The 16,773-nt window shown below is 70.0% G+C and carries 18 protein-coding genes; 2 read left to right on the forward strand and 16 right to left on the reverse strand.

Annotated elements, in window-relative coordinates; all coding sequences use genetic code 11:
* From AB0F17_RS60245 to AB0F17_RS60265, 5 genes are all read right to left on the reverse strand, one after another.
* The coding region (locus tag AB0F17_RS60245; protein WP_358044583.1) for a hypothetical protein at positions 1–223 on the reverse strand (223 nt) is incomplete at its 3' end.
* A gap of 351 nt (positions 224–574) precedes the next feature.
* On the reverse strand, positions 575–1,240 hold the full coding sequence (locus tag AB0F17_RS60250) for a hypothetical protein (RefSeq protein WP_358044586.1): 666 nt from the start codon (positions 1,238–1,240) through the stop codon (positions 575–577).
* A 137-nt stretch (positions 1,241–1,377) separates the two neighbouring features.
* Entirely contained in the window at positions 1,378–1,722 is a 345-nt protein-coding gene (locus tag AB0F17_RS60255) for a transposase (protein WP_358044589.1), read from the reverse strand.
* Positions 1,723–1,832: 110 nt separating this feature from the next.
* Positions 1,833–2,027 carry a DUF397 domain-containing protein gene (locus AB0F17_RS60260; RefSeq protein ID WP_358044592.1) on the reverse strand — a complete coding sequence of 65 codons (195 nt, stop codon included), beginning with the start codon at positions 2,025–2,027 and terminating at the stop codon, positions 1,833–1,835.
* Positions 2,028–2,038: 11 nt separating this feature from the next.
* Positions 2,039–2,887, reverse strand: a complete 849-nt coding sequence (locus AB0F17_RS60265) for a helix-turn-helix transcriptional regulator (protein ID WP_358044594.1) — start codon at positions 2,885–2,887, stop codon at positions 2,039–2,041.
* A 528-nt stretch (positions 2,888–3,415) separates the two neighbouring features.
* Here AB0F17_RS60265 and AB0F17_RS60270 point away from each other — a divergent pair.
* Positions 3,416–3,889 (forward strand): ATP-binding protein, encoded by a 474-nt coding sequence (locus tag AB0F17_RS60270; RefSeq protein ID WP_358044597.1) that lies wholly within the window; start codon positions 3,416–3,418, stop codon positions 3,887–3,889.
* Positions 3,890–4,523: 634 nt separating this feature from the next.
* Here AB0F17_RS60270 and AB0F17_RS60275 read toward each other — a convergent pair.
* From AB0F17_RS60275 to AB0F17_RS60285, 3 genes are read right to left on the reverse strand one after another with little or no spacing between them, the layout of a single operon-like run.
* Positions 4,524–5,198, reverse strand: a complete 675-nt coding sequence (locus AB0F17_RS60275) for a GntR family transcriptional regulator (protein WP_358044600.1) — start codon at positions 5,196–5,198, stop codon at positions 4,524–4,526.
* A complete protein-coding gene (locus AB0F17_RS60280; RefSeq protein ID WP_358044603.1) occupies positions 5,195–6,310 on the reverse strand; it encodes a CoA transferase in 1,116 nt (371 codons plus the stop codon). Before AB0F17_RS60280 ends, AB0F17_RS60275 begins: the two co-directional genes overlap by 4 nt.
* The gene (locus AB0F17_RS60285) at positions 6,307–7,755 is read right to left on the reverse strand and encodes an aldehyde dehydrogenase family protein (protein ID WP_358044606.1); all 1,449 of its coding nucleotides are present in this window, start codon (positions 7,753–7,755) and stop codon (positions 6,307–6,309) included. The genes AB0F17_RS60280 and AB0F17_RS60285 overlap by 4 nt, the downstream gene beginning before the upstream one ends.
* Positions 7,756–7,823: 68 nt before the next feature.
* Here AB0F17_RS60285 and AB0F17_RS60290 point away from each other — a divergent pair, with 68 nt between their 5' ends.
* Complete coding sequence (locus tag AB0F17_RS60290) at positions 7,824–8,984, forward strand: acyl-CoA dehydrogenase family protein (protein WP_358044609.1); 1,161 nt, start codon at positions 7,824–7,826, stop codon at positions 8,982–8,984.
* Between the two features lie 5 nt (positions 8,985–8,989).
* Here AB0F17_RS60290 and AB0F17_RS60295 read toward each other — a convergent pair whose 3' ends face one another.
* From AB0F17_RS60295 to AB0F17_RS60330, 8 genes are read right to left on the reverse strand one after another with little or no spacing between them, the layout of a single operon-like run.
* Positions 8,990–10,051 carry a C45 family peptidase gene (locus AB0F17_RS60295; RefSeq protein WP_358044612.1) on the reverse strand — a complete coding sequence of 354 codons (1,062 nt, stop codon included), beginning with the start codon at positions 10,049–10,051 and terminating at the stop codon, positions 8,990–8,992.
* Positions 10,048–10,713 (reverse strand): FMN-binding negative transcriptional regulator, encoded by a 666-nt coding sequence (locus AB0F17_RS60300; RefSeq protein ID WP_358044614.1) that lies wholly within the window; start codon positions 10,711–10,713, stop codon positions 10,048–10,050. Before AB0F17_RS60300 ends, AB0F17_RS60295 begins: the two co-directional genes overlap by 4 nt.
* A gap of 5 nt (positions 10,714–10,718) precedes the next feature.
* On the reverse strand, positions 10,719–11,687 hold the full coding sequence (locus AB0F17_RS60305; RefSeq protein ID WP_358044617.1) for a P1 family peptidase: 969 nt from the start codon (positions 11,685–11,687) through the stop codon (positions 10,719–10,721).
* Positions 11,684–12,421, reverse strand: a complete 738-nt coding sequence (locus AB0F17_RS60310) for an ATP-binding cassette domain-containing protein (RefSeq protein ID WP_358044620.1) — start codon at positions 12,419–12,421, stop codon at positions 11,684–11,686. The genes AB0F17_RS60305 and AB0F17_RS60310 overlap by 4 nt, the downstream gene beginning before the upstream one ends.
* Entirely contained in the window at positions 12,418–13,404 is a 987-nt protein-coding gene (locus tag AB0F17_RS60315) for an ABC transporter ATP-binding protein (RefSeq protein WP_358044623.1), read from the reverse strand. The genes AB0F17_RS60310 and AB0F17_RS60315 overlap by 4 nt, the downstream gene beginning before the upstream one ends.
* On the reverse strand, positions 13,401–14,243 hold the full coding sequence (locus AB0F17_RS60320; RefSeq protein WP_358044626.1) for an ABC transporter permease: 843 nt from the start codon (positions 14,241–14,243) through the stop codon (positions 13,401–13,403). The genes AB0F17_RS60315 and AB0F17_RS60320 overlap by 4 nt, the downstream gene beginning before the upstream one ends.
* Positions 14,240–15,148: an ABC transporter permease gene (locus AB0F17_RS60325; RefSeq protein WP_358044629.1), complete on the reverse strand. Its 909-nt coding sequence runs from the start codon at positions 15,146–15,148 to the stop codon at positions 14,240–14,242. The genes AB0F17_RS60320 and AB0F17_RS60325 overlap by 4 nt, the downstream gene beginning before the upstream one ends.
* Before the next feature lie 2 nt (positions 15,149–15,150).
* The gene (locus AB0F17_RS60330; RefSeq protein ID WP_358044632.1) at positions 15,151–16,770 is read right to left on the reverse strand and encodes an ABC transporter substrate-binding protein; all 1,620 of its coding nucleotides are present in this window, start codon (positions 16,768–16,770) and stop codon (positions 15,151–15,153) included.
* Positions 16,771–16,773 lie beyond the last annotated feature (3 nt).

Consider the following 16,773-nt stretch of genomic DNA (forward strand, 5'->3'; position numbering starts at 1 on the left):
CAGTCCGAGCAAGGCCGGCCACCTCTGCAAGGCCATCGCCGTCCTCCAGAACCACCGCGTTGCTCAGGCCGCCTGAGGATGAAAAAGGGTCACTGAGGGCGCGCGTTCCAGTGGCCTTGCGCGCGAAGTGGATGCTGACGATGAGTGCGATCACCGCGACGAGCAGGCTGAGGACGGACGCGACCTTGTCAGCGACGTCGAGGGGGCCGAGCCAGGAGGGCATGAGGGCGGTCCTTGAGAGGTCATGGGATGAGCAGGTTGATGGCGATATTGCATCCCAAGCGATGCGGGTGTGTCTCGCATGTGGCTCAACTGTGTTCGCCCAGTTTTCATGATCATTAGAGATGTGCCTGCCGATAATCAAATCCGCCCAGGTCACGACCATGTGAGGGTTTCGCGTGGCGGCGCGAACTCCAGCCTGTCCCGCTCGAAAACACGGTTTCGCACTGTGATCTGGGGTTTCCCTGCGCAATCAGGGCTGCGCCTGCGACCGTCGCAAGGTGTTGGTCTTGCCCATCCCCGGCGTGCCGGCCAGCGCGTGAGCTTCCCCGTTCTCCGGACACTTGACCTGGGGTCACCCCTGATCGAGTCCGAGCTCTAGCTGGCGCGTCTGTCGTCGCACACCGTAGGGGTGGAGGTGAGACCGATGGCAAAGACTCGTGTGCAGGTCAGCAGGCGATGCGGCTGTGTGGATGCGGCAACGGGACGTCAGCGAGGCGTGACGTGCCCGCGTCTGCCGGTGGACGACGATCACGGCAGCTGGTATTTCGCGGTGCAGGTACGCGGCCTGGACGGGCAGCGAGTGCTTGATCGTGCCCTCGGTCGCCCCCCGTTCGCCTGCCAGATGACGCCGGTACTGCTCCAGCGCGACCTCCTGGAAGGTCACCGGCGCCCGAGAACTGGGCTGCGGCACGGCCTGCAGGCTCCGCAGATACCTCAACGTGGGTGCCAGCGCCCGCTCCGTCACACCGATCCGGAGACCGGTAGCACGACGGGCCCGCAGGAACTCTTCGGCGACCGACTCGGTCAGATCTCCGACCGTCATGTCCCGAGCCGACAGCCAATCACTCAGCTCGGCGAGTAAATGGACGTGATCACGTACCGTATCGAGCGCATACCCCCCGACAGCCAAGTAGCCGCGCAGCCCATCCGCGAACGAGGCCAGCGGCCCTTCCACCACAATCCGCCCCATGAACGCCTCCGTCTTGTCGAGGACACCCCCACTGACAAGACGCCCCACCCCGGCGATAGTTACGCCCAAATCGGCAAGAATTATTACGAGTATCGCGAAGTGACACCACACGTGACATGCAGCAACACAAGCCTCATCGGCATTACGACGTGCTCGTCATAAGGCGACTAATGCCGAGATCGGCATTAGTCGCCCTTCTTGATCGCGCTGGTGTCATCGGCGATCAGTACCCCGTCCGGCCGGCCCAGGTGGCCCAGCACATAGGAACGCACCTCATCGCGCAGGGCATCGGCGTCCCACTTGGCGCCGTTCAGCAGATGCTCGAACCGGTAAGCCTTGACGTGCCCGATGTGATTGGCCAACTGCCAGCAATTCTTCCGCGGCACATCGGCCAGCAGGCTCCGAACCAGGTCAGGAAAGGTCACGCGCGGCTCAGGCCGGGTGAACATCGGCCCAGCGACCCACTCGGTCAACGCGGTCAGCTCCGCATCCCAGGACACGACCAGATCGTAGGTGAGAGAACAGGTCACACACCGACGATGAATCAACTACACCGCGTCGCAGGCCAAAATCTCAAGATCTCTGAATGTAGTACCGGAGGCCATGGTTAAACCTCGGCTTTCAGGGTGGCCCGCGAGAGTTACGCTATGTAGTCGAACTCTCCGGCCTTGATTCCTTGCACAAAGGCATCCCACTCGGACCTTGTGAAGATCAGCTTGGGGCCTTGTCGATCCTTAGAGTCCCTGATGCCAATCATGTCCCCGATTGGGGCGATCTCAACGCAATTGTCGGTCGATCCTTGGCTTCGTGAACTCTTCCGCCAAACGGGATCCATGGGAAGTTGCCTCACTTAAGCTTGCTGATCATGTCGGACAGGTAGGCAACCGATGCTTCCGGGGCGAGCGCCGTTGTGCAAAGGTGCTGAAAAACCAGTGTATAACGGGCAAGCTCGTCGAGCTTCTCCAGATACAAGCCGTCAGTTCCTGTCTCGATATAGACGATTGGGGGATCGTCCGGGAAGTCCATGATCACGAACTGGCCGGCAAGGCCAGGGTGCATCCCACTGCTTAGTGGCATGATCTGAAGTGTGACGTGCTCCAGCGAGCCGACTTCGACAAGCTTCTGTAGCTGGGCGCGTTGGATGGCGGCAGAGCCCATCGGGCGTATCAGCGCGGCCTCATCGATGATCGCATGAAATGCCGGGTGTCGATCCTTGGTCAGGATACTTTGGCGGTTCATGCGTAGCGCCACCCTGCGGGGAATCTCCTCAGGATCACGCAGAAGAGCGGCCCGCATGGTCCGCTCCGCGTAGTCGGCGGTCTGGAGAAGCCCCGGGATCACAAGCGGTTCAAAGGTGCGGAGGACAGACGCCTCAGCTTCCAGGTCGATGTAGCTACCTGCGAGGACATCTTTGTAGGCGGTCCACCAACCCTGCTGGCGGGATTCCCTGGCGAGAGTGATGAGCGCGTTTCGCTGCTCGACGTCAGTGATTCTGTACACGTCAAGCAAGTCTTGAACGTCACGCGGATTGGGGCGCTGCCACTGAGCGTTCTCAATGCGGCTCAGTTTCCCCCGCGACCATTCCAAAGTCTCGGCGACTTCGGTGGAGGTCATCTGGGCCTGGTCTCGGAGACGGCGCAACTCTGCTGAGAGACGGCGTCGGCGAACCGTAGGACTGTGTCTGTCGCTGATCATGGCACTCCCACGCTATCGCTTGTGACTGTGAGCCATCTATCGGCGTCGGACATTCACTCATTAATCGGAACAGTCAAAGATTGACATTGCGAATTTGACTGTCAACGTACAGGATGGGTGACGCGATCGAGACCGTTAGGCACCCATGACCAGGGACCATGACTTTTCGTGTTCATGTGCTTACGTCCGCATCGGCATCACGTGTCCGAAAGGTAGTGCCGTGGCTACATACGGAATGCACAAGGTGGCCGTATCGCCTCCGGCGATGACCGCTGCTCAAGAGCTGCGACGCGTCCTAGGGGAGGTCTACTCGATCAGGGCTGATGTCCATGCTGGTTATGGCTTGGCCGTGGTGTCGGCCTGGGTGGGCTTGGTCGTGTGGTGCGACGGTTCGTGGTTTTGGTGGCGCGTGGGTTGGGACAGTTCGCGAAAGCGGGCGCTCTACGCCTGTCACGTGGCTGCGGAGCCTGAACGGGCTGCTCGCCGTGCGGCGTTCCAGCAAGCGGCGTTGGGGACGGGGGTGGCGTTGTGAACGAGCGCTTTCTTGGTGAATTCGTGTTGCCGGGGGTGGCGCATTCGGTGGCGGTGGCTCGTCACTGCGTCGAGGAGATGCTGACGGCGGCAGGGCATCGGGACATGGAGAATGCGCTGCTGATCATCAGCGAGTTGGTCACCAATTCGCTGCTCCATACCGCCTCCGGGCTTCATGGCGGGGTGGTGACGGTGGATGTCGTCGCCGTTGATGCCGAGGTCGTCCGCGTTGAGGTGACCGATGACGGGGCGGACACGGTTCCTCAGGCGCGTGAGTCCGGTGGTGATGACTGTCATGGGCGGGGTCTGTGGCTGGTCGAGCAGGTCTCGCTCAGGTGGGGCGTGCGCTTGCTGGGTGCGGGGCAGTGCGCGGTCTGGGCGGAGACGTTCACGGGTCAGGTCGTGCCTGTCTGCGCAGGGGAAGGCGTGGCGGCGGGGGTCGCGCGCAGAGAGCGTGGGGTGAAGGGGTGAGCTGGGTGGTCGGTCACTGGCGGTTTCCCCCTTATTGCACGGCGCCGCATGTGTCAGCCGTGCAGTCGCACTGCGAGGAGCTGGCGTGGAACGCTCCACGCGGGGGTGAGCCGGACGGCCGGGTTATGCAGTGGACCTGCGACTGCGATGAGGTCTTCTACGAACTGATCACGCTCGGCGGGTTGCGGTTCATCCGCCGGACGGCTCTCCGAGACGGGAAGAGCGTCATTCATGAGAGTGATCGCTGGTCCTTCCATGCGGCAGATGCCATGTGGAGCGCTCTGCTGATGGGGCACGCGAGATGACTGGAAGATCATCGGGCGGGGGGACCTCGGGGTGTTCTTCCTCCCGCCGTCTGCTCCGATCGCGCGCTGGCTATGTCGATCTCGTGCGGTCGGATGAAGCCGCCGAGAGAGGTTGATGAGGCGGGGTGTGGTGAGGCGCACGGTGAATGGATCATGGTGTGTGCGGGGTTGGTGCGGGCGAGCACGCACGGAGCACACAAACGCTAGACGAAAATTCTAGAACGCATCCGATCCCGCATCACCACAGGTCAGACCATGATCAAAGCGCGCCCTGCAGGATTCGAACCTGCGACCGTCGGATCAGAAGTCCGCCGCGCCGAACCCGCCGGTCAGCCGACCGTACCAGGGGACAACCGCGCCTCTATGGCGGTCACCGCGTGGGCGCGATGCGCGGCCAGCACGAGCACCACGGCCTCCGCGTCGCGGCGGCGCAGGAGGTCGAGTGTGGCGCGGTGCTCCTCGATGACCCGCTGCCGGTTGGGCTCCTCGCCGTAGTACAGGGACCGGTAGGCGTCGGTGGAGTCCCACAGCGTTCTGATCAGCCGGACCAGCCGCGGCAACTCCGACCACTCGAAGATGGTCATGTGGAAGCGGCGGTTGGCCTCGGCCATCTCCAGCACGTCGCCCGCCGCCGCGGCCCGCTCGACCTCGGCCTGCGCGCGTTCGGCCGCCTCCAGGCCGGCGTCGGTGAGGTGCTCGACCGCGCGGCGGACCGCCTCGGCCTCGAGCAGTTCGCGGATCAGGTATACCTCGCGCAGGTCGTCGAGCGACAGCCGCTGCACGCAGTAGCCGCGGTGCGCCTTGTAGGTGACCAGCCCCTCGCCCTCCAGGGTCTTCAGCGCCTCGCGCAACGGGACCCGGCTGACGTCGAACTCCTCGGCCAGCGCCTCCTGCCTGATCGGGTCGCCTGGGCGCAGGCGGCCCGTGGTGATCGCCCGCCTGAGCTCCTCCAGGACGAACTGCTGGGCCGTGGGCGGCCTGCGGTGCCCTTCTACCGAGGTCATTGCCCCAATATCTCACGGACCCAGTCCGCGTCCTGCCCGAGCGAGGGCGGCGGGAGGCGGTACTCGGGCGGCGTCGCGCCCAGGCCGATGGGGTTGGCCACCTGATCACCGGCCAGTGGCTCCAGCCCGAGTTCCGCGGCGAAGGCGAAGGCCGCGTCCAGGGTGTTGATCGGCCCGCACGGCACCCCGGCCGGGGTGAGCGCGGCGAACCACTCGTCGGCGGTGCGCGCCGCCAGGGCCCGGTCGAGCTCGCCCACGAGCTCCTCCCGGCAGGCGACCCGGCCGGTGTTGGCGGCGAAGCGCACGTCCTCCGCCAGGTCGGCCCGGCCCAGCACCTCGCACAGGGCGCGGAACTGCCGGTCGTTCCCGGCCGCGATGACGATCGGCCGGTCGGCGGCCTGGAACACCTCGTACGGCACGATGCTCGGATGCCGGTTCCCCATGGCCTTCGGCACCACGCCGGCGGCGGCGTACCCGGAGGCGTGGTTGGTCAGGGCCGACAGCAGAGACGACAGCAGCGACACCGACACCCGCTGTCCCTGCCCGGTGGCGTCGCGGTGGCGCAGCGCGGCCAGCACGCCGAGTCCCGCGTGCAGTCCGGTGATCACGTCGACGAGGGCCACGCCCGCCTTCGTGCCGGGACCGTCCGGCTCGCCCGTCACGCTCATCAGCCCGCCGACGGCCTGCGCGATGAGGTCGTACCCCGGCAGTTCCGCGCCCTTGCCCGCGCCGAACCCGGTGATCGAGCAGTAGACCAGCCCGGGGTTGGCGGCGCTCAAGGAGGAGTAGCCGACGCCCAGCCGGTCCATGGTGCCCGGTTTGAAGTTCTCGACGAGCACGTCGGCGCGGGCGGCCAGCGCGCGGGCCACCTCCAGGTCGGCGGGGTCGCGCAGGTCGAGGGCGATCGAGCGCTTGTTGCGGTTGACGGCCAGGAAGTAGGTGGCCACTCCCCCGGCGTGCGGCGGTCCCCACGAGCGCGTGTCGTCGCCGGCGCCGGGGCGTTCCACCTTGACGACGTCGGCGCCGAGGTCGGCCAGCAGCATGGTCGCGTACGGGCCGGCCAGCACCCGGCTGAAGTCGGCGACCAGCAGCCCGGACAGGGAGCCGCTCATGCCGGGGCGCCGAGGTAGACGGTCACGGTCTGGGTGAAGAACTCGCGGGCCGCGCGCCCCTGCTCCCTGGGCCCGAAGCCGCTGAGCTTGCGCCCGCCGAACGGCACCCAGGGGAAGGTGCCCGCCGACTCGGAGTTGACGTGCAGCACGCCGACCTCCAGGTGTTCGACGGCCTGGAGGGCCACGCCGAGGTCCCTGGTGAAGATCGCCGCCGACAGGCCGTGCTCACTGTGGTTGGCCAGCCGCAGCGCCTCCTCGGGGCCCGACGCCCGCACGGCGCCCACGACGGGGCCGAACAGCTCCCTGCTCCACAGGTCCACGTCGGTGCCCGGCAGCGCGAGCACGGTCGGCGGCGTGAACCAGCCGGCCGCGAGATCGCCGCCGCCGGTGTACGGACGGGCGCCCGCCAGCACGGTGGCGCCCTGCCCGAGCGCGTCGCGCACGCCCGCCGACACCCGGTCCCTGGCCGCGGCGCTGACCAGCGGGCCCATGTCCACCCCGGCGCCGAGCGGGTCGCCGACGACCAGCGCCTCCGCCTTGGCGGCCACCTTGCGCAGCAGTTCGTCGGCGACGGACTCCTCGACCACCAGCCGGGAGGTCGCCGTGCACTTCTGCCCGGTGGACCGGAACGCGCCCAGGCACACCTGCTCGGCCGCGTGGTCGAGGTCGGCGTCGGCCAGGACGACGGCGGCGTTCTTGCCGCCCATCTCGGTCTGCACCGGCTTGGCCAGCTCGCCGCAGCGCGCGATGACGGCCCGGCCCACTTCGGTGGACCCGGTGAAGGAGACCACGTCCACGCCGGGGTGGCCGATGATCGCCGCGCCCGCGTCGCCCTCGCCGTACACGAGGTTGAGCACGCCCGCGGGCAGGCCCGCGTCGACGAGCGCGCCGGCCAGGCGGGTGGCGAGCAGCGGGACGAGCGAGGACGGCTTCCACACGACCGTGTTGCCGTAGGTGAGGGCGGGCGCCAGCTTCCAGGCGGGGATGGCGATCGGGAAGTTGAACGGGGTGATCACCCCGGCCACGCCGACCGGCTTGCGCATGACGAGGAGGTTCTCGCCGCGGCGCGGGGAGGCGTAGATCTCGCCGCTCTCCCGGTCGGCCTCGGCGGCGTAGTAGCGCAGGATCCTGGCCGCGCCGCGTACCTCCGCCACGCCTTCGGGCAGGGTCTTGCCCTCTTCGCGGCTCAGCTCGCGGCCCCACTCCTCGGCGGCGTCGTCGATCAGGGTGGCGGCCGCGGCGAGCACGGCCGCGCGTTCGTGGTGCGGGGTGGCCCGCCAGGTGGGGGCGGCGGCGCGGGCCGCGCGGATCGCCTGCTCCACCTGCTCGGATGAGGCGGCGTGGCCGCGGGCGACGACCTCCTCCGGCCGGGCGGGGTTGGTGTCGGTGAACTCCGCACCGGATCCCTCGATCCAGCGGCCGTCCACGAGGTTCAGGATGTCCATGGTCAACGCACCTTAACTGTGTCATATTGGATAATCAATATTGGATCCAAAATACAGGGAGCGTAGAAATGCACCCCTCCGCCCTCTTCGCCATCGACGCTCTGCTCACCGACGAGGAACGCGACATCCGCCAGACCGTCCGCCAGGTGTGCGACCGGGAGATCCGGCCGTACGTCGCGGACTGGTTCGAGGCGGGCGCGCTGCCCGCCCGCGAGCTGGCCCGCTCGCTCGGGTCCGTCGGCGTCCTCGGCATGCACCTGGACGGGTACGGCTGCGCGGGCCTCGGCGCCGTCGCCTACGGCCTGGCCTGCCTGGAGCTGGAGGCGGCCGACTCCGGCCTGCGCAGCCTGGTCTCGGTGCAGGGTTCGCTGGCCATGTACGCGATCTGGAAGTACGGCAGCGAGGAGCAGAAGCAGGAGTGGCTGCCCGCGATGGCGGCCGGTGAGCGCATCGGCTGCTTCGGCCTCACCGAGCCCGACTTCGGCTCCGACCCGGCGGGCATGCGGACGACGGCCAAGCGCGACGGCTCCGACTGGGTGCTGAACGGCACCAAGATGTGGATCACCAACGGCTCGGTGTCGGACGTGGCCGTGGTCTGGGCGCGGGCCGAGGAGGGCATCCGCGGCTTCCTGGTGCCCGCGGGCATGCCCGGCTTCGCCGTACACGATCTCAAGCGGAAGGTCTCCCTGCGCGCGAGCGTGACGAGCGAGCTGGTGCTGGACGGCGTGCGGCTCCCGCAGGAGGCGATGCTGCCCGGCGCGCGCGGCCTGTCCGGGCCCCTCGGCTGCCTGAACGAGGCCCGGTTCGGCATCGTGTTCGGCGCGATGGGCGCGGCGCTCGACTGCCTGGAGACGGCGCTCGCCTACGCGGCCGAGCGGGAGATCTTCGCCCGGCCGCTCGCCTCTTTCCAGCTCACCCAGGAGAAGCTCGCCGACATGACGCTGGAGCTGGGCAAGGGCCTGTTGCTGGCGGTGCATCTCGGGCGGCTGAAGGAGCGGGGCGAGCTGACCCCCGAGCAGGTGAGCGTCGGCAAGCTGAACAACGTGCGCGAGGCGATCGACATCGCCAGGACGTGCCGCACGCTGCTCGGCGCGAGCGGCATCACCCTGGAGTACCCGGTGATCAGGCACGCGGTCAACCTGGAGTCCGTGCTGACCTACGAGGGCACCTCGGAGATCCACACGCTGGTGGTGGGCAAGGCGCTGACCGGGGTGCCCGCGTTCCACTGACGGGTTCAGAAGGTCTGCCAGGTCGAACCGGTGACCTGGCAGAGCCTGCCCTTGTGCACCCGCATCTCGGCCGCGGCCACGTCCAGGCTGATCACCGCGAGCGTCTCCCAGCGCTGGTCGAGCGGCAGCGCGGGGTCGGCGTGCGCGCACACGGGCGCCACCGGCGCGTGGCAGGTCATCGCCCGCGCCCTGGCTGTGGCGTCCGGGTCGCCCAGTTCGCCGGTCCGCTCCTCCAGGTGTTCGAGCCTGGCGTAGGTGCCCGGCCGCTCGGTGCCCAGCCGCTCCCCCGCGCTCAGCGCGCCGTCCAGGAAGTGGTTGGCGTGCAGCAGTACGCCGGCGGCGTCCGCCTCGACGACCGCGACGCCGTCCGGGCAGATCTCCAGCGACCTGGCGCCCTCCTCGGTGACCACGGTGATCACGGTGGACGCCGACGTCTTGGCCGACCTGGCGATCTCGGTGGCCTGCTCCAGGGTGGCGGCCTCGTCCAGGATCCGGCGGGCGACCACGTGCACGGGCACGCCGGCGTCGGCGTGGTCCGACTCGTGGCGCAGGATGTTGAAGTGCGCGCCCAGTCCCGCGCTGTTCACGCCGATCTTGGCCAGCACCCCGAACTCGGTGAAGGTCCGTACCTTGTGTCCCTCGCGCGGCTCGTACGCCCACAGCAGCGGCGCGTCGCGCAGGTGGTCGTGCCAGTCCCAGGTCTGCGTCGTGCGCGGCGGCAGCCCGCCGCCGAGCACGACGGCGGTGGAGCACTCGCCCTCCCCGTCGTGGCGCAGCGCGGCCAGGATCTCGGTGCGCGCGTTGACGACGGCGACCTGCCAGGGCTCCAGGCCGCACCCCGCCGCGATGCCGCCGATCTCCTCGGCGAGCTCCGGCGCCCACGCGGCGGTGCTGTCGAGCGCCTGCTCGCCCAGCTCTCTGACCCGCCCCTGGTCAGCACCGCTCACCTCGAACAGCCGCAGATAGCCGTCGAGATTGGCGTGTACGGCCTCGCGCCAGCGGGCGCCGAACTGCCTGCCGCGTCCCGCCGCGTCGAGGCAGGAGGAGGTATAGGAGGGAAACGTCATCTGGGGTCCACCTCGTCCATCAGTGCGGCAACGGCGGCGCCCGCGTCGCGGTGGACCCGGTGGCGCTGCTCGTCGTCCTTGTCCTGGCTCAGCTTGAACACGCTCTGCTCGGCCGTGACCCGTACGCGGAAGGCCGCCACGCCGGACACGATCCTGGCGAAGACCTCCTCGGAGGCCGGGCTGGGCCGCCAGCTCGGCGTCCGCGGCGACTCCATCGCCTCCACCGTGCGCCGCACGACGTCCAAGGGGTCGGGGTACGGCTCGATCAGGCCGGTCAGGTGGACGGCCGCGTAGTCCCAGGTCGGCACTGCGGGGTCGACCGCGTAGCTGGTCGGCGAGACGTAGCCGTGCGCGCTGGAGAAGACCACGAGCACCTCGGGCGCCTTTGACGCGGGCGTTTTGGGCTCGGGCGTTTTGGGCGCGGACCCATCAGCGGTGGCAGCCGGGTCCCAGGCCCGCCAGTGCGGGTTGACTCTGGCCATGTGGCCGAGCAGCGTCGCGCCCACGAACGTGGACTCGCCGCCGCTCTCCACGATGACGGGCACGTGGGTGGCCACGGGTACGCCGCCGGTCGCGGTGATCACCAGCGCGAACGGGTTCTCCCGTACCAGCCGCGCCACGTGCGCGGGACCTGGTGCCGCGAAACGCGGGAAGCTGTACATCCCGCCTACTCCACGCTGCTCAGGATGGCGTCCCAGGCGATCTCCGACGCCAGCGCGCCCAGCCCGGCCGGCTTGAGCCCGCCCAGCTCGACCTCGTCGGTGGTCAGCGCGAACAGCACGTCGCCGTCGTTCTGGGTGTGGAACGGCTGGATGCCGCGGTTCATGGAGCCGTGCACCTGGCGGCTGAGCTGGGTGAGCTCGACGTCGGCCAGCCGTACGTTCGTGATCATGACCGTCAGTGTGGTGTTGCCCATGACGGCCGGAGCGTCCGAGGCGATCGCGTAGTCCACGCTCGGATGGCGCCTGGCGTCCTCGCCGGCGTGGTAGTTGCCGCGCAGGATCGTCCCGTCGCGGCCGACGACCACGCCCACGGAGTTGACCACCGTCGCCACCAGGACCTTGACCGCCCCGAAGGTGCCGAAGGCGGCGCCCTGCCCGGCGAACTCCGCCCTGTCGAACTCGACCTTGCCCGCGCTGGCGCTGCGGCCGGCGCCGCACCTGCCCACGGGGAACTCGCCCTCGACGGCGGCGCGCAGCGCGGCGCGGCCCAGTCGCCCGTCGGGGTGTACGGCGTTGTCCCGGGTGGAGAAGTCATAGATCACCGCACCCGAGACGAGTTGCAGTTCATCCCACTTGGTCCGGTTGCTCCGGCCGGCCAGCAGTTCCTCGCTGACCCCGGCGATCGCCGACATCCCGTACACCGAGCCGCCCGTCAGGCAGATGGCGTGGTTGTAGTCGTAGCCGCCGCTCAGGCCGACCGCCCCGCCGCGGGCGTCCACGGCGGTCCGCGCGCCCGCGGGGACGTGCACGACGGTGCAGCCGGTGGGGCCCTCGCCGTACTCCGCGGTGCCGACGTACACGCCGGGCAGGTCGAAGGCGACCGAGCCGCGTCCCGGGCTGGGCTGCGGGGTCAGCGTGAGGTCGGAGTTACCGGGCACGCCGGCGGCGAAGGCCGACACGGGAGCGAGGGTCACAGGGACTCCAGGAGTTGTCGTGAGTACGGATGTTCGGGTGCGGAGTAGAAGGTGACCGCGTCGGCGGTCTCGACGACCTCGCCGCCGCGCATGACGGCGATCCGGTCGGCCACGTAGCGGACGGCGCCGAGGTCGTGGGAGATGAACAGCGCGGCGAAGCCGTACTCCGCCTGGAGGTCCTTGAGCAGGTTGAGTATCTGCACCTGAACGGAGACGTCCAGGGCGCTGACGGCCTCGTCGAAGACGATGAAGCCCGGCCGGGTGATCAGCGCGCGGGCGATGGACACCCGCTGCCGCTGGCCACCGGACAGTTCGTGCGGGTAGCGGTCGGCGAAGCCGGGCTCCAGGCCGACCTGTTCGAGCGCCTCGGGGACCCGCGAACCGGCGTCCTTCCCCAGGACGGCCAGCGGCTCGGCGACGCTCTGGCCGATGCGCATCCTCGGGTTCAGCGACCAGTGCGGGTGCTGGAGCACGGCCTGCATCCGTCCGGCCAGGTCCTTGCGCCGCCGGGGGAAGGGGCGGCCGTCGAACCTGACCGTGCCGGAGGTGGGCCGCTGCAGCCCGAGCGCCACCCGGCTGGTGGTCGTCTTGCCCGAGCCCGACTCGCCCACCAGGCCGAGCGTCTCGCCTTCGGCGACGCGGAGCGAGACGCCGCGCATGGCGTCCAGCCGGGTGCGGCGCAGCGGCGGGCCCGTGGTGAAGGAGACCGTGACGTCGGTGAGATCGAGGATCACGCGATCACCTCCAGCTCGGCGGCCCGGTGGCAGAGCACGTCCTGGGCGCCGACGCGGACCGGTTCGGGGCGCTCGGTGGTGCAGCGGTCCTCGGAGAAGGGGCAGCGGGGCGCGAACGCGCAGCCGGCCGAGGGGCCGGTCAGGACCGGCGGGCGGCCGGGCACCGGCTCCAGCCGCACCCCGGGGGTGGCCGCTGCGGGGGCCGATCTGGCCAGGGCGGCGGTGTAGGGGTGGACGGGGTTGCCGAGCACCTCGGCGGCGGGGCCGCTCTCCACGACGCGCCCGGCGTACATGACCGCCACGCGGTCGCATCTGCGGGCGACGGCCGGCAGGTCGTGGCTGAGCCAGACGATGCTCGTGCCCTCCTCGCGGGCCAGCGAGAACACCACGTTCAGCACCTCCTCGCGCACCTGGCTGTCGAGCGAGGCGGTCGGCTCGTCGGCGACCAGCAGCTCGGGCGAGGCGGCCATGGCCAGCGCGATCGCCACCCGCTGGGCCATGCCGCCGGACAACTGGTGCGGGTAGGCGGCCGCCACGCGCGGGTCGTCGAGCTTGACCCGCCCCAGGTGAAAAGCCACATCCCCGTCAACCCGACCTCGGCGACCGCCTCGACCGCCGTCACGACCGTCGCGGCTTTGTGCTCGTAGGACGAGCTTGAGCTGCTTGCCGACCCGCATGGTCGGGTCGAGGGAGGCGATCGGGTCCTGGAAGACGAAGCCGAGCCGCTGCCCGCGCAGCCGCCGCAGCGCGGCGGGCGGCAGGTCCAGTACCGGCTCGCCGGCCACGCGCACCGTGCCCGCGGTGACCACCGCCTGGCGGGGCAGCAGGCGGCCGATCGCCGCGCCGAGCGTGGACTTGCCGGACCCGCTCTCGCCCACGACCCCGACGGCCTCGCCCGCCGCCACCCGCAGGTCGGCGCCGTCGAGGGCGCGGGCCGTTCCGTAGTCGACCTCCAGGCCGTCCACTTCGAGCAGCGCGCTCATATCAGTGCCCTCGTCTCCCTCGGCTCGAACCGGTCGCGCAGCCCGTCGCCCAGCACGTTGATGGACAGGATGGCGAGCACCAGCACGACGCCGGGCCCGATGATCAGCCAGGGGGCCGCCATCATGTAGGTGCCACCCTGGCGGATCAGCACCCCGAGCGACGCCTGCGGCGGCTGCACGCCGAAGCCGAGGAAGCTGAGACCGCCCTCGACCGAGATGCCGACCGACAACGCGTAGGTGCCCTGCACCGCGATGGTGCCGGCCACGTTCGGCAGGATGTGGCGGCCGAGGATCCGGGGCAGTCCCGCGCCGCTGATGGCCGCGGCGGTCACGTAGTCGCGTTCGGCCACGGCGACGGCGGCGGCTCGTACCAGCCGGATCATCAGCGGGATCGTGACCAGCACGATGCTGGCCACCGCCGCGAGCTGGCCGGGCCCGGCGACCGCCGCCACCAGGATCGCCAGGACGATGGCCGGGAAGGAGTAGAGCAGCTCCACCACCCGCATGACCAGCTCGTTCAGGTAGCCGCCGCGGTATCCGGCGAGGATGCCGAAGCCCGCGCTGAGCGCGGCGGTCACCAGGACGGCGGCCGAGGAGAGCAGCAGCGTGGTGCCGACGCCCTCCATGACGCGCGGCAGCATCGAGCGGCCCAGGTTGTCGGTGCCCAGCCACCAGCCCGGCCCCGGCGGCCGCAGCCTCGGCCCGACGATCGCGTCGGGGTCCCCGCCGGCGTGCACCAGCGAGCCGAGCGCGACCAGTACGAGCAGCAGCAGGCAGCCCAGGCCGGTCAGCGACAGCGGATCAAGCCGCCGCGCCTTCACCCGCGTGGTCCTGTTCACGCGCGCCTCCCGAGCCTCGGGTCGACCAGGCCGACCAGCAGGTCGATCAGGACGTTCATGACGATGAACACGGTGGCCGCCAGCAGCACGCCCGCCTGCACGACCGCGTAGTCCCTGCGTCCCACGGCCTGGACGATGTACGAGCCGATGCCCGGCAGGTTGAACAGGTACTCCACGATCAGCGCGCCACCCAGGAGGTAGGCGGTGATCGTCGCGGTGAGCGTCAGCACGGGTCCCGCGGCGTTGCGCAGGATGTGGTGCCTGACGATGAACCACGGCGTCTCGCCCCGGGCGACGGCGGCCGTGACGTGCGGCTCGACCAGTACGTTCAGCACGGCGTCACGGGTCGTCCTGGCCGTCGCCGAGATGGCGAAGATCGACAGCACCGCGGCGGGCAGCAGATAGCCGCTGGTCTGCAGGCCGTACCGGGAGACCACGAACACCACCAGGCTGCCCAGCGCGAACTCGGGGACGCTCACGCCCAGCCCGCTGAGCAGCCGCCCGGCGGCGCCGCCGCCTCCGGGGCGGGCGCGCAGCGCGGTCAGCACGCCGAGCGGCACCCCCGTCAGGAGGGCGGCGCCGACGGCGAGCAGGGTGAGCTGGGCGGTCACCGGAAGCCTGGTCCACAGCTCGCCCGCGACCGGCTGCCCGCTGATCATCGAGGTGCCGAAGTCCCCGGTGCCGACCGCCGCCATCCAGTGCCCGTACTGCGCGAACACCGACTGGTCGAGCCCGTACCTGGCGGCCAGCTCGGCCTTCTGCTCAGGGGTGGCGAACGGGCCCAGGATCGTCTCGGCGAACCCGCCCGGCATCAGCCGGAGCGCCGCGAAGATCAGGACGGAGATGCCGAGGAGGGTGACGGCCGAGCTCAGCGCCCGGCCCGCCCACCACAGCAGGAGCCGCATCGTCAGCCCTTCTTGACCCGGGCGTCGGCGACCAGCCGGAGCAGGTTGCCGTAGCCCTCGGTGGCGTACAGGCTCGGGCTGACCGCGTCGGCGCGGTAGGCGACCGTGGCCGGGCGGGTGACCAGCGGGATCATCTGCGCGTCGGTGTCCACCTTGGCGCACACCGCGGCCAGCGCCTTGTCGCGCTCGGCGCCCGACGGGGTCTCGGTCGCGGCGGCGATCAGCTTGTTGAGGTCCTTGTCGGCCTGCATGAAGCCCACGTTGAAGCCGGCCACGTCGGGGTTCCACCAGGTGGTGACCATGCCGGGGTCGGCGTACCCGGCGAACCACGACAGCGCGGCGTCGAACGTCGCGGGCACCTTGCCGTACACCTTGCCCGACCAGCTCGCCTCGTCCATCTGCTCGATCTTGACGGCGACGCCGGCCTGCTGGAGGTTCTGCTGGATCACCTGGGCGACGGCGGGGGCCGGCTCGGTGGAGTAGATGCTGAGCGTGAACGACAGGTTCGCGACGCCCGCCTGGGCCAGCAGCTCCTTGGCCTTCGCGGCGCCGCCCGCGGTGGCCGAGGGCAGCGTGGCCGGGTCGCAGGCGCCGGGCAGGCCTGCGGGTGTGACGCCGGTGGGCCTGCCCTGGCCGCCGAGCGCCACTTCGGCCATCTGCTTGCGGTCCAGGGCCATGTTCAGGGCCTGGCGGACCCGGGGGTCGGCGAACTTGGGGTTCTTGGAGTTGAGCATCAGGTAGTAGAAGTCGGTGGTGGCCTGGGTGGCGACCTGGACGTTCGCGGCTCCGGCCAGCATCGCGGCGGAGTCGACGTTGCCCAGCGCGGCCAGGGCGGAGCTGCCGTTCTGCACGGCGGCCACGCGGGCCGCCTCCTCGGGCGCGATCGTGACGGTCAGGCTGTCGGCGGCCGGCTTCCCCTTGTCCCAGTAATGCTCGTTGCGGGCGAAATTCCAGGACACGTCCTGGCGGTGCGCCTGCACCTTGAACGGCCCGGTGCCGAGCATCTCCTTGGCCGGGTCGAGCGTCTTGGCCTCGATCTCCTTCATCGGCAGGATCGCGGCGGGCACGTTGGCCAGCGCCGCCAGGAACGGCGTGTACGGCTTGGCCAGCGTGACCTTGACCGTGGCCGCGTCGACCTTGGCCACCTTCTCGACCGGGCCGAGCTGCCCCCGCCACACCGACTTGGCGGCCAGCAGCCGCTTCAGGCTGCCCACCACGTCGTCGGCGGTCATCTCCCTGCCGTTGGAGAAGGCGACGCCCTTGCGCAGGTGGAACACGTACTCGGTCGGGGTCGGGTTCTCCCAGCTCTCGGCGAGCCGCGGCTGCGGGGTGAAGTCGGGCCCCACGGTGACCAGCGTCTCGTAGACCAGCGACATGAGCTGCCAGGAGGTGGCCACGTCGGCGAGTTGCGGGTCGAGCCCGGTCGCCGCGCCGCTGTCGATGTGCACCGCGACGTTGAGCGCGCCGCCCGCGGGCAGCTTGTCGTCGGCCACGGCCAGGAAGCCGGGGGCGGCCGTCGAGCCGGTCGCGGCGGTGCCCGGCGGGGCCGCCGCCGTCCCGCCGCCGCAGGCGGAAGTGGCCAACGCGAGTGCCGCGACGCTACCGGCCAGTCTGTATCGCATGAC

The organism is Nonomuraea sp. NPDC026600 (assembly GCF_040638335.1).
Lineage (GTDB): Bacteria > Actinomycetota > Actinomycetes > Streptosporangiales > Streptosporangiaceae > Nonomuraea.

Bases quoted from the DNA above. Each gene is read 5' to 3' on its own strand.
- AB0F17_RS60260 (WP_358044592.1), bottom strand. From the start codon at position 2,027: ATGGATCCCGTTTGGCGGAAGAGTTCACGAAGCCAAGGATCGACCGAC.
- AB0F17_RS60265 (WP_358044594.1), bottom strand. From the start codon at position 2,887: ATGATCAGCGACAGACACAGTCCTACGGTTCGCCGACGCCGTCTCTCA.
- AB0F17_RS60275 (WP_358044600.1), bottom strand. From the start codon at position 5,198: ATGACCTCGGTAGAAGGGCACCGCAGGCCGCCCACGGCCCAGCAGTTC.
- AB0F17_RS60280 (WP_358044603.1), bottom strand. From the start codon at position 6,310: ATGAGCGGCTCCCTGTCCGGGCTGCTGGTCGCCGACTTCAGCCGGGTG.
- AB0F17_RS60285 (WP_358044606.1), bottom strand. From the start codon at position 7,755: ATGGACATCCTGAACCTCGTGGACGGCCGCTGGATCGAGGGATCCGGT.
- AB0F17_RS60290 (WP_358044609.1), top strand. From the start codon at position 7,824: ATGCACCCCTCCGCCCTCTTCGCCATCGACGCTCTGCTCACCGACGAG.
- AB0F17_RS60295 (WP_358044612.1), bottom strand. From the start codon at position 10,051: ATGACGTTTCCCTCCTATACCTCCTCCTGCCTCGACGCGGCGGGACGC.
- AB0F17_RS60300 (WP_358044614.1), bottom strand. From the start codon at position 10,713: ATGTACAGCTTCCCGCGTTTCGCGGCACCAGGTCCCGCGCACGTGGCG.
- AB0F17_RS60315 (WP_358044623.1), bottom strand. From the start codon at position 13,404: ATGAGCGCGCTGCTCGAAGTGGACGGCCTGGAGGTCGACTACGGAACG.
- AB0F17_RS60325 (WP_358044629.1), bottom strand. From the start codon at position 15,148: ATGCGGCTCCTGCTGTGGTGGGCGGGCCGGGCGCTGAGCTCGGCCGTC.
- AB0F17_RS60330 (WP_358044632.1), bottom strand. From the start codon at position 16,770: ATGCGATACAGACTGGCCGGTAGCGTCGCGGCACTCGCGTTGGCCACT.